This is a genomic window from Verrucosispora sp. SN26_14.1, from assembly GCF_004307965.1.
GTDB lineage: Bacteria > Actinomycetota > Actinomycetes > Mycobacteriales > Micromonosporaceae > Micromonospora.
Genome location: NZ_SISL01000003.1, coordinates 310 through 13,578, shown reverse-complemented (window position 1 = coordinate 13,578; position 13,269 = coordinate 310). Strand labels below are relative to the sequence as shown.

General features: G+C 74.2%; 1 protein-coding gene (only partly in view). It reads right to left on the bottom strand.

The features are described 5' to 3' along the window. On the bottom strand, window positions 1-13,269 hold the 5' portion of the coding sequence (locus tag EYA84_RS00580) for a hypothetical protein (RefSeq protein WP_131051001.1). 36,576 nt of this gene lie to the left of the window's left edge; 13,269 of the gene's 49,845 nt are visible here — the first part of the coding sequence; its start codon is at window positions 13,267-13,269; its stop codon lies beyond the left edge, outside the window.

Genomic DNA, 13,269 nt, shown 5'->3' with positions numbered 1-13,269 from the left:
GTCGAGGCCGCGCAGTTCGGTCTCCAGGGACCGATGCTGGTACGCCGACGAGCGGAGCACCTCTCCGGCCCGTTGGAGGGCGTTCTCCGCCGCCGACAACTCCGCACGCGTCTGCGTCAGCACCGCCCCCACGGCCAACGCCTCGACCTCGGACGGGTCCGGCACCCGTTCGATGACCTGCACCCATCGCGCCAGCCCGGCCAACCGCGACCGATCCCGGACCCGACCGCTCTCGTCGATCACCTCCAGCAGCCCCGCCAGACGCCAGAACGCCGGGCCGTCGAACCCGAACGGCTGACTCTCCAGGAGCCGGTCCCAGGCTCCCGGCCCGCCCAACACGTCGGTCAGCAGCCGCTGTTGTTCGTCGCTCACACCCCACGCCGACGCCGCGGCCCGCTGATACGCCGGGGGCGCCTCGGCCTCGTACGGCGGCGTACGCACATCGAGGATCTGATCCGCCAACTCCGGCGGCATCGACAGCTCCACCGCCCCGTCCAGGCGGAACGCCAAAGGCGGTGGCGACCCGGCCGGACCCGCCGGAGGTCGAACCGTCTCCCGCAGCGCCACCTGCACCAGCAGGCCCGCCCGGACGCGTACCTCCGGAGCACCCGCTCGGGTCACCTGACCCAGCCGGACCCCGTCGAACGCCGCCAGCCCGACCGACAGCGGGCCCACCGCCACCGGCTGCCCGCGCAGCGCGTCGACCAACCCCGGCTCGGACAGGGCGTGGGACAGCCCGTCCAACGTGACCGGATCGGCGAGCACCGAACGGGACCGCACACCGGCGCGGGTCCGCGCCGACCAGCTCTCCGCCCACCGGCCCGAGGTCAGCTCGGCCACCACCGCGTCCTGCAACACCCGCACCGATGCCGCGATCCCGGCCACCACGACCTGCCCGGGCAGCGCGGCTCCTTCGGGCACCCGCAGCGCTGCGAGCCTGAGCGCTTCCAGTGTCTCGTCCGGACCGCCGGGCAGCGCCGCCACCTGCTCCACGCCGCCGCGCCGGATCCGCACTCCCGGCTGCCGCAGCACCTCGTCCGTCACCGCGACCCGTTGATCGAGCAGCACCGCCCGCGACTGCGGCAACTCGGACGCGGACTCGAGCAGCGGCCCGACCGGCACCGGGCCGGTGTGTTCCAGCCGCACCGTCACCAGCAGTGGCACTCCGTACCGGTGAACGTCCCCATCCGATTCCAGGTGCCGGTAGGAACCCGCCGTCTCGGCCCGGACCACCAACCGGAACCGCCGGTCCCCGGTGCTGCCGACCGGACGCAGGACGACCCCGGCGCGCAGCACACCAGCCGGCCAACCGGACAGCGCCTCGACGGTGAAGAGGTCGGCCAGCGGGCCACGTGGCACCGGTCCGCCGGGTTGTGGCGCGGTCACCTCCCAGTCGTGCTCCGCACGCCCCGGCGCATACGCGTCGACCAGGGCCACCATCGCCCGCGCGACCGGCTCATCCGGTGCCTCCGTCGCGCTCACGGACGCGGGGACGGTCCGCGAGCCGGACGGCGACACGGCCCGCGAGCCGGACGGCGACACGGCCCGAGACACCGCCCGCGAGGTCACGCGCGAACCGGACGGTGACGACTCGGGCGACACGATGGCCACCTGCTCGTGCAGCAGCGGGAACGCCTGGGACGACAGGAGGACGGGCGGCCACGACCCGACCCGCACCGGCTCCTCCGCCGGATCGGGCGGGCTCGCGGTGATCTCCATGTCGTCCGGATCGCCGCCGGCCGAATCCGTCTCGTCCATCCCGGTCGACACCGACGCCGCCAGCCGCACTCCCCAGCCCAGCCGCTTGTCCAGCGCGGCGAGGTCGGTCCGCAGCCCGTCGAGCGACTCCTCGACCGCCGGATCGTCGACGAGCGGCGTCAGGAAGACCCGCTGCCGGCTCGGGTCACCGCCGTTCAGCTCGGTACGCAACGTGTCACCGAGCTGGGCCAGCAGGGCGGCACCACCGAGGACCTGGTGGTCGGCGGCGGGTCGGCCGTCGAGCAGCGGCAGCCCGTCCGGGCCTGCCTGGTAACCCACCACCAGGACGTCGTCGATCTCGGCAAGCATGGGCAGTGCCGCCCAGACCTTGAGGGGTACGTGGCTCAGGTCCGCACCGGGCCACCAGAGGGTCGCCGCCCCGTCATCGGTCGCCCTCGTACCTTGGAGTATCCGGATCAGCCACTCGCCCGACCGATCGTAGGACGGGCCGAGCGCCGACCGGGAACCGTCCGACATCGCCACCGGCTCCAGCACCCGCATCACGAGCAGCGGAAGCTCCCGGTCCAGGTCCTGGACGTGGCGTGCGGGAACGACCCGCTCGACCAGCGTCCTCGCCCGGGTGACGGCAGGATGCGTCGGATCTCCCGCCGTCGTGTGCACGTGCCACGCCGCACGCAGTCTCGGCATGGTCAGGCCACCCGGACCGTACGCGACGGCCGCCAGTCGTCCCGCTGCCAGCAGGGCACGCCGGGCGGCGAGCGCGCCGGAATCGGGTTCGGCCGGATCGCTCAGGCCCAGCCGGTCCGCCAACCCGGTCAGCGCGTCGACCGCGCGCGACGGTGCCACGAGCGGAGCGACCGGTCCGACGCCGGCCAGGTGGAGCAGGGCGTCCACCACGTAGTACAGCTCGTAGTCGGCGGACTCCACCAGCCTGAACGGGTTCCTGTCGAGGTGCGGGACCCCGACGGCTCTCCCGGATGCCGGGACGTACTCCGCGCCGAAGGCGAGGCGTACCAGCTCACGGTCGCGGTCCTCGACCGCGTGGAGCACGTCGTCGGTGACGGCCGCCGGAGTGTCGGCGGGTGCGATCGCCGGTCGGAACACGTGGACGAAGCCCTCGTCGACGGTGGCCCCGACCTGACCGGCCAGGATCCGGGCCAGCCAGAGTCCTGCGCTGACCACCGCCCACGGCGTCTCCTGGCCGGGGCTGCCGATCACCACGCGCGCGTGTGGCACGCCGGTCAGGTCGGGCTGCCCGTCGGCCGGGCCGATCCAGGCCCGGTCGCCCACCGCGACCACATGCCAACCCGGATACAGCTCGAAGGTCCCGACGCCCACATTCCGCATGAGGTACGGGAAGGGCATCGGCAGGAACGGTGGCCGCGAACTCGGGTGGAGCAGGTAGTAGGCGGCGAACGGGGCCAGGGTCGGCGCGTGCGTCCGGGAGAACGGCAGCAGGTGACGGGCGAACTCACCGGCGGGTGCCACCAGGTCCGGGGCGACGATCAGCCGCTGGCCGTCGTCGAGCGCCGAGGAGAGCACCGCCAACTCCTCGACGGTGAACAGCCGGCCTCCCGGCGCGCCGTGCAGTTCCACCAACGCGTGGGCGGGCAGCGACGACGCCAGCTCGGGCAGCACCTGCTCGGCGTCGCCGAGGTCGGTCAGGTGGATCAGCACCTGTGGACGGTCGGGATGGGCGAGCCGAGGTGGCGGTGTCACCACGACGCCCTGCGGACGGACGACGCTGCCCGCCACGATCGCCTCGACGACGTACCCCGGGAGTGGAAGCACCTGTGCCTGCGGTTCCCGTCGCCAGTCCCGCGCCACACCGTCGGAGTCGAAGTCGAATTGCACGAGGTGTGCCTGAGCCTCCAGCGGCAGGTTCAGGTATCGGGTCATCGCCTCGGCGAAGTGTCGGAGCACGCCGTCGTGGCCCCGCGCCAATCGGCCACGGACTCCGGCGTTGAACCCGCCGAGGCGGTCGACTTCGTGCAGGAGTGTCGGCGTCACGTCGATGCGGGACTGCGCGGCACCCACCGCGGCGATGATCTCTGCCGCCCGAGCTTCGCCCTGCGGTTCCAGTTCCGGCCGCATCCGCCCGGCGATGCTGTGCCCAGGGCTACCGACATCCACCGCTGTCGAGGAGAGTTCGTCACGGACCCGGGCGTCGTGGACGAGCGAATCCAGCGCGACGCCGTCGGGGCGGCCCGCCGGCAGCCGGCCGACGAGCGTGACCTGCTCGACATGGACCAGCTCGTGCATCAGCGTACGGAGCAGGTGTTCGACGGAGCCGTCGGCGAGCCCGATCGTCCACGACCGCCGGTCGAATCCGCCCAGGTGTCCCTCGGCCGGTTGACCGATGTGGAGGCCGTCAGGTCCCAGCTCGGGCAACCCGGCGTGCCGCAGGACGAGGTTCGCCAGGTTCCGCCAGCCGTCCTGCTGCGCGGCTTCTCCCGACCTGCCGGAGAGCCGCCCGTAGTCGGCACGGACCAGCTCGCGTACCGCCTCGTGCAGCTCGCGGTCGGCGGTCACGAGAAGCCGGTGGTCCAGCAGCGGATCCGTCGGCGCGAGCGCCACGGCGGCTTCGGCCGGCACGGGTGGGCTGGCGGTGACCTCGGCGGACTCGTCCGGTGCCGGTCCGACCCCAGCCGCGCCGGCACGATCTGCCGTACGGCCGGGCCGAGGTCCGGTGGCGACGCCGACCGGCACCGCGTCCGGCATGGTGTCCCAGGCGAACAGCCGGTCCAGTTGCCGTTCCCGCTCGATCGCCGGGCCCTCCAGAGGCAGCGCGGCGTACTCGACGAGTGAGGCGGCGTACGCGGCGTTGGCACGGATCGTCTGGAGCGCCAGTTCGGCCCCACCGCGCAGGGTCCGGGCCGGGTCTGCGTCGTTGGCCCGCTTGCGCTGCACGGTGTCCTTGTACACCCGGTACAGCTCGCGCCGACGCGCCTCCACCGCCTCGGTCGCCCCCCGATCGGCACCGAGCCTCCCCCGGTACAACTGCTCGCCGTACTCGTGGTCGTCGGTGCCCGGCACGGCCGGGTCGTCCAGCGCGGCCTGGAGCACCCGGTCGTCCTCGACGGCGAGGTGCCGCCGCAGGTCCGCCACCGTGCGGTGGGTGGCCGCCAGGTAGCGGGCCATCAGGAAGTACTGCTCGACGTGCTCCCACTCGTGGCGCATCGTGGTGACCACGGCCTGCCACGTGTCCAGCTTGTCGGAGAGCAGCAGACGCCAACGACGATGTTCGAAGCCACCGTGCAGATCATGGCCTTTGTCAGTGCCAGGACGGCCGGGGGCGTTGAGTGTCGGATCGAATTCCGGCACCGGCACGTGTCCCGGCCCGGCCGGGTTAAGCGTGTCCGACAGGTACGCCCAGAGCTCCTCCTTGGCCTCCAAGGTGGGCCTACCGGTGAAATTGTGCCCGATCCGGCGCGCCGCCTCGTGGTACTCGACCAACCGGCGGTCCTCCGGCAGGTGGCGGTCGGGTCGCTCGGCGACCAGATCCTTCATCTCCAGCCGGCTCAACCGCTGCTCCGGCAGGCCGCGCAGATACGTGCTCAGCTCGTCCCACACCTCGCCGGGTGGGTTGCCCCCGGGCGCACCGACCAGCACCAGCGTCTTCGCGTTGTCGGGGCGGGCCAGGAACCCGGTGATCACCGACTCCGGGGCGCCGGGCGGCCGAATCCAGATCAGGTTCGGGTACTCCACCAGGGTGTGCCCGGCGGCCATCGGCCGGGTCCGGACCCTGTCGCTCAGGGTGGTGTCCGCGTCGACCAGATACCAGCCGTCGTCCGCCGACGCGCCGCCGGGCAGCCGGGGGAACGGCACCGGCGTTCCGGCGGTCACCTGACCGACCGGTACGGCCATGACCGCCCCCGCCGGCAGGTGCCGGTCCACGAGCGACCGCAGTTTCTCCGGCGTCACCCGCCGCCCGGTGCGCGGCATCTCCACCTGCTGCCGACGGGTGACCGCCGGGTCCAGGGCACGGAGGTACCGGCCCACCACCCTCATGTCGGTCACCGACCGGTCGACCCGCAACGCCTCCCGACCCGCCACCAGCGGTGCGCCCGCGTCCTCCGCCGACGTCGGGGCCGCGCCCCGATAGAGCCGGTAGGTGTCGGCCTGCTCGTGCCGGATCTGGTATCCCTCGGGGACGGCAGCCGCGCGCACTGCGGTCTGTTCCTCGCGGGCTTTCCGCTCCTGCTCGGCCTGCCACGTCCGCAACGCCTGGTCGAGCTCGCGCCGCTGCCGGACCTCCTCGGCCTGCCGGACCTCCTCGGCCTGCCGCGCCGCCGCCCGCTCCTGGATGACGAGCGTGACGCGCTGCTCGTACGTCAGCCCACGGCCCTCGCCCCGGCCGCGCAGCACCGTCCACTCGGCCTCGGTCAGCGGGCCGGGCAGCTCACGCGGGGGCAGCAGCACCGGTTGCCGGTCCCGGTCCAGCACGATCCGGACCCCACGGTCGCCGTACGGGCTGCGCCCCTGCTCGGCTGCCTCCACCTGCTGCCGGAGCCGTCCGGCCCGGGCCTCGTCCGCGCCTGCGGCGACCAGGTCGTCCAGCTCCGCCCGACCGCGCTGCGCGAACGACCGCAGTGCCTCCACCACGTCCCGCCGCCGCAGCGGCGACAGACCCGCACCGAGCCCTTCGCCGTCGAGGATCCGCTGCTCTCCTGCGGACGGGGCGACCACCGGCGGCACCGACGGGGGTCCGTCCGACACCGGCACCGGTGGCGCGGGCTGCTCGTCGCGGGAGTGCGTGACCTCGCCGGTCACCACGGCTTCGAGATGGGCGATCCGGTCCGCGCGCCACATCCGTTGCGAGACCGAGCCGCCCGGCAGGGCGTCCCAGGCGCGCAGCTCCGCCAACTCCGCCTGCACCTGCGCGGTCTGCCAGGCCCAGTTGCGCTCGCCGACGACCAGGTCGATGCGCTGGTCGAACGGCAGCCCCCGGCCCTCGCCCCGCCCGGCCAGCACCTCCTGTTCGGCCTCGGTCAACACCCCGGCCTGCGGTGGCTGTCGTACCGGGGCGACCGTCCGCACCGGCGGGGCCGTCCGGTCACCGGCCGAGGCGCCCACCATGGCTTCCAGGTCGGCGATGTGCTGCGCCCGCCATGCCTGATCCGACGTCGGCTCGTCCGGCAGCGGCTGCCGGTCCCGCAGCTCCGCCAACTCGACCCGCAACTGCTCGGTCTGCCAGGCCGCGTTGCGCTCGGCGACCACCAGGTCGATCCGCTGGTCGTACGAGAGTCCCTCGCCCGCGCCCTGTCCGGCAAGCACCCTCCGTTCCGCCCCGGTCAGCGGCAGGCCGCGTACCTCACGCGGGGGCAGCAGTTCCGGTCGGCCGTCCCGGCCGGACACCACCCGCACGCCCCGATCCCCGTACGGGCTGAGGCCCTGCTCGGCCGCCTCCACCTGCTGCCGTAGCCGGGTGGCCTGCCGCAGGTCTGCTGGACCGCCTGCCGCCGTGAGGTCGTCGATGCGGGTCCGCGTCTGCTGCACGAACGATCGCAGCGCCTCGACGGTCTGCACCCGCCGCGCCGGTGACAGTCCCTCGCCGAGACGCTGACCCGCCAGGATCCGCCGCTCCGGCACCGACGGGCGCTCCACCGTCGGAAGCGGCGGACGCTCCATCGTCTGCACCGGGGGTGCCGACTCCCCGCTGCCTGGGCGCTCGCGGATCACCGACGGACTCTCGGCCGGTCGCACCGGCGGAACCGCTTCCTCGGTCACCGGCGGCAACGCGTCGTGCTCGCCGACCACCACGGTCTCCGGGCGCTGGGGCGCCGGCTCACGGACCTGCCCCGGCACGGTCCACTCCACCTGCCCGGTGGGAGTACCAGAGGTCTCGCGCGACCGCAGGCTCGGGCGGCCCTGCTGGTCCAGGACGACCCGGAACCCGTCGTCGCCGTACGGGCTGAGGCCCTGCCTCGCCAGCTCGACCTGCCGCCGTAGCTCGGCGATGCGGGCCGCACCGGCCGCAGCAGCCGTCGGGCCCTCCATCCATGTCTCGGCGCCCCGCGCGAACGACCGCAGCGCCTCGACCGTGAGCACCCGATGTCCCGGCGACAACCCCGCGCCCAGACCCGCACCGTCGAGGATCCGCTGTTCCCCTTCGGACGGATCGGTGATCCGCCGCGTACGCGCCTGTAGGTGGGCCAGCTCCGGCGGCAGCGTCGTCGGCGTCTCGACCCCGGTCGCCTTGCTCTGCCGTGCCCAGGCCCGCTCGTTGAGCACCAGGTCGACCCGCTGGTCGGGACGCAGCCCGAAGCCGGCACCCCCGCCCTGCAGGACCTCCCGCTCCGCAGGCGTCGCGTTCTCCCACGCCCGCGCACTCCGGTCGGCGGTCGACGTTCCCGCCGGCGGCCTCGGCACCGGTACGACGATCGGCTCCGGCGTACGCCCGGCCAGCGTCGACTGGATCTCGGCGATCCGCTGCGACCGCCACACCCACTCCGAGATCGGCTCACCGGGCGTGCGCACCTGCCGCCGCAGGTCCGCCAACTCCGCCCGCAACCGCTGCTCGGACTGCCGCGCCCAGGCCCGCTCGTTGAGCACCAGGTTCACCCGCTGGTCCGGCCGCAACCCGAAGCCAGCACCCCGACCGGCCAACACCTCCTGCTCGGCGGGCGTCGGGTTCTCCACTCGACGGGGGCCGGCACCGGATACCGGTGCCGGCTCCGGCGCACGCTCACCCAGCGCGACCTGGATGTCGTACATCCGCTGGGAGCGCCAGACCCACTCCGAGATCGGCTCGCCCGGCGTGCGCACCTGCCGCCGCAGGTCCGCCAACTCCGCCCGCAACCGTTGCTCGGACGGCCGCGTCCAGGCCCGCTCGTTGAGCACCAGGTTCACCCGCTGGTCGGGACGCAACCCGAACCCCGCACCACCACCCTGCAAGATCTCGGTCTCGGCGGGAGTCGCGTTCTCCCACGCCCGGGCGGTCCGCTCCGCAGCCGACTCACCCGCAGGCGACCTGGGCACCGACACCTCGACCGGTTGCTCGCCGAGCGCCGACCTGATCTCCGCGATCCGCTGGGACCGCCACACCCACTCCGAGATCGGCTCGCCCGGCGTCCGCACCCGACCGCGCAGATCCGCCAACTCCGCCCGCAGACCCGCCTCGACCTCAGCCGCCCGCCGCGCCCAGTTCCGCTCGTTGAGCACCAGGTTGACGCGCTGATCCGGCCGCAACCCGAACCCCGCACCACCACCCCGCAGGATCTCCAACTCGGCGGGCGACGCCTCCTTCCAGGCCCGCGTACTGCGCTGCGCAGCGGACTCACCCGCAGGCGGCCTCGGCAACGACACCTCGGAACGCACACCCAACGCCGACGTGAGCTCGGCGATCCGCTGATCCCGCCACAACCACTCCAGCCCGTCCGGCTTCACCCGCGTGGTGGCGGGGGCACCGGGCGTGTCGACCTCCAGCGCCCGCAGTTCCGGTCTGCCACGCCGGTGCAGCACGACCTGGACCCCACCGTCCCCGTACGGGTTGAGGCCCTGCCGCGCCAACTCCACCTGCCGCCGCAACTCGGCGGTCCGCGCCGCCCCCGCCGCAGCCGCCCTCGGCCCCTCCAGCCAGGTCTCGGCGCCCTGCGCGAACGACCGCAGCGCCTCCACCACCAGCACCCGCTGATCCGGCCGCACGCCTGCGCCCAGCCCCGCACCATCGAGGATCCGCTGCTCCGCCTCGGACGGGTTCTGCCCCCACTGCTCCCGTGCCCGCAGGTCCGCCAACTCCGCCCGCAGACCCGCCTCGACCTCAGCCGCCTGCCGCGCCCAGTTCCGCTCGTTGAGCACCTGGTTGATCCGCTGGTCGGGGCGCAGCCCGGCACCGGCGCCCCCGCCCTGCAACACCGTCAACTCCGCAGGGGACGCGTTCGCCCACGCCCGCGTCCGCCGGTCAGCAGGCGACTCACCCGCAGGCGCCTTCGGCACCGGCACGTCCACCGGCTCCGGAGCGCGTCCGCCCAGCCTCGACTCGATCTCCGCGATCCGCTGTTCCCGCCACACCCACTCCGAGATCGGCTCACCCGGAGTCCGCACCCGGCCCCGCAGATCCGCCAGCTCGGCCCGCAACGCGTCCTGCGCCGCTTTTGCGTACTCGGCCGAGATCCGATCATTGAGCACCACGTTCACCCGCTGGTCGGGGCGCAGCCCGGCGCCCGCGCCCCCGCCCCGCAGCACCTCGATCTCCGCAGGCGACGCGTTCGCCCACGCCTGCGCCCGCCGGTCAGCTGCCGATCCGGGCGCGGGCGCCTTGCCACTGGCCGTTGCGGGTTCCTGGCTGGTCGTCGACTCAGGTCTGGTGCCCGGCTCGGGCCTGGGACTCGACTCCGGCTTCACCGTCGCGGCAGGCGTGCCCTCGGTCGGCGCGACCTGGGATGGTGTCGGCCCGGCCGGTCGTCCGGTCGTCGGCGCAGACTGCCCATCACGGATCGGCGTTAACGGCTCGTGCGTTCCGGTACGCGGCGTCGACGACCCTGCCGACGCGTCCGTCCGTCCCGTTCCGGGCCCCGGAGCGGACTCCAGACGCTTCGTGCCCGACTCCGGGCGCTGCCCGAACGGCTCACCAGGTCGCGGTGCCGGGTCACCGGGCGGCGGGTCCTTGCGCAACGTGCCGGGCTTGACCGGAGCGGACGGAGACTCCAACCGCCGGTTCGCCGACTCCGGACGCTGCCCGAACGCCTCGCCCGGCCGCCCCGCATCGCCCGTCGGCCGGTCCTTGCGCAACTTCCCGAGCCCGGCCGATCCCGACTCCGGCGACGACTCCAACCGCCGGGTGCCCGACTCGGGACGCTGCCCGAAGGTCTCGCCCGGCCGTCCCGTGTCACCGACGGGCCGGTTTTTCTGCAACTTACCGGGCGTGACCTGCTCCGACTCCGGCGACGACTCCAACCGTCGGGTCCCCGACTCCGGACGCTGCCCGAACGCCTCACCCGGTCGCGACTGCCCCGGCGGCGTGGTGACGTCGCCCGGCGTACGGGAACTCTCGCCCGCCCGCGTCCCCGTGCCCAGGTTGACGTCATCACCCGGCTTGGGTCCGCCACCGGGCTTGACCTCTGCGCGCTTGGCCGCACCCTCCAGGAGGTCCGCCATCTGCCCGTGCAGACTGTCGCGGGCCGCAACGGGCTGTCCGGCCGGCCTCGGGCCCGGCGCGGCGGTCGGGCCGGACCGCGCCCCGAAGACCTCGCCCGGCTGCGACCCGGCCGGCGTCCGGGTGTCGGTGGTCGTGATGCGGTCCGGGACACGCTTGGCACCGCTCGGCGGCGCGCCCTCGGTACCGGAGGGCGAACGTTGACCACCCTGGCCGGCTGGTGCCCGGGTCTCGCCCCCGACGCCCCGGGGCGTGTCACCGACATCCCGGGCGCCACGGGTGGCCCAGGCCGGGTTGTCCACCGTCGGCTCGATGTACCGGTCCGGGGTCACCGTCTCGGTACGGCTGCCGGAGCGCGGATCCCGCATCCCCATCGTGCCCTGCGACCCACCGGTACGCGACGAGCCGCCGCCCTCCGCCCCGGCCGAGCGACCCGGTTGCGGGCTGCCGGTGTCGGTCCTCGGCGTCGGCGTGTCGGTCGACCGGGGCGGCGCGGTGACGTCTCCGGTTCGGCCCGGTCCCGTCCCGCCGCCGTCCGGGCCCCGTTGTCCCGGCCGGACCGGGCTGCCGTCGACGTCCGGCCGGGCCGGTCGACCGCCGAGCTGCTGGCCCTCGCCGTACCCCTTCCAGCTTCCGCCGGAGGCCGGCGCGTCCGGGGTGGTACCCCTGCCCCCCGGTGCGACCCCGCCGCCGGTGTTGCCGCCCGGTCCCGCCGACTTGATGACGACGGAGGGCGGTTGTGGGGCCGGCGCGTCACCGCCCCGGCGGAACATGCCCCCGAAGTCCTTCAGCGAGTTGATCAGACGGTCGGTCGTCCCGCCGCCGAGCCGGTTTCCGGGGCCGGGCATGTCCGCCCCCGGAGTCGGCCGGGAGGTGACACCGAGTGGTGCGGGCTCCGGTGGATTGAGCTGCCAGCCGGGGCGGCTCTTGATGTCGACCATCTGCCCCCGGCCCCGGTCCAGTCCGGAGACGGCGGACTTGCCGGGGGTGTGCTCCTGCCAGGAGTAGTAACTGCCCTCCGGGGCGCGCCCGCCGGAGTCCGGCAGGACGCGGTCGTCCCGGTCGGGCATCCGCATCCAGCGGTCCGACGACTGCTGGTTGCCGGCACCGGGCCGGCCCTGCACCGCCTCGTCCGGCAGACGGACCCACTTCTCACCGTTGATCTCCCGGACCTGTGCGGGATACTCGCTGACCTGGTTGTTCCCGGCCGGCCTGGACGAGACACCGAACTGGTCGTCCCGGACCGCCTTGCCGTCGCCCAGGCGACGCCCGGCGCCGGGGTCGGGTGGATCCACCGGATCGGTCCGGGGCGGTCGGCCGATCCCTCCCGGGCCGTGCGGCTCGCCGCTGGATCCACCGAGACGCACACCCGGCGGTTGCTCCGGTCCACGTTGCAACAACAGGAACTCGGTGCCGAACTTGTCCCGACGGATGTGCCAGTCCCACTCGCCGGTGTACTGGTCGCGGCCCGAGGTCTTGGGGGGTGGCGCCTCGGCAGGTGGCGGGACCGGACCTTTCACCTCCGGGTCGGGTCGCGGACCGCCGGGCCCCTTCGGCCCCACCACGGGTACGGACGTCTGGTCCGGATAGGCCGCGCGAGCGTCGATGCCGTCGGGCCCGGTGTGTCGCGGACCACCGGACATGGGCTTCGTCGGCACCGGGACCTGCTTGAGCGGAGTCTCGACCCCCGGCTGACCACTGAACTGCCGCCCCGCGCCGCCCTGCGCGTCGCCGCCGACGGGCCGTCGCGGTGTCAGGTCGGCGATGTGGTCGTCCAGGCGCTGCACGACGAGGGCGTTGCCGCCGGTGGGCTGCCCGCCGGGGCTGTCGGCGAGGATCCGTTCGCGCAGCGCGCGCATCTCGGTCAGCGTGCCCGGCCGGCTGGACTGCGACACCCCGGGTTGCCCCTTGCCGCCGCCGCCCTCGGCGATGAGGTCGCGGATCCGCGCGTCGAGGTTGGCCTGTGCCGGGTTGGTCTTGCCCGGTTCCGGCGCGCCCTTCGAGGAGGCGCCCACCGGGGCGGTGTCCGAGGACGGCTTGCCCTGCCCGACGACCGGCGGCTGGTCGCCGGTGGTGCCGCCCGGACGGGAGCCGGGCGCGACGTCGGCCGGAACCTGTTCGGGTGTGTCCGGCCGGGTCGTCGCGGTCGAGGTGGGTCGGGGTGACGTGACCGGGGTGTCCGGCCGGACGGCCGGCGGCTCGCCGGAGACGGGTGCCCGGTCCAGCGGTGGTCGCGTGGTGACCGGGGTCCTGACGTCGGCCGGCAGGTCGGTGGCGGCGAGGTTGCCCCGTGGGCCGGGCTGCCCGGCAGGTGGCACCGGTGTGGACGGCTCGGGGGTGGCCGGTCTCGGAGTGGGCGTGGGGACGTCGACCACCTGGTTGGCCGGGATTCCCTCGACGGGACGCCCTGGACGCGGGGCCCCGCCGATGGTGCCGCCCCCGGGCGTGTTCAC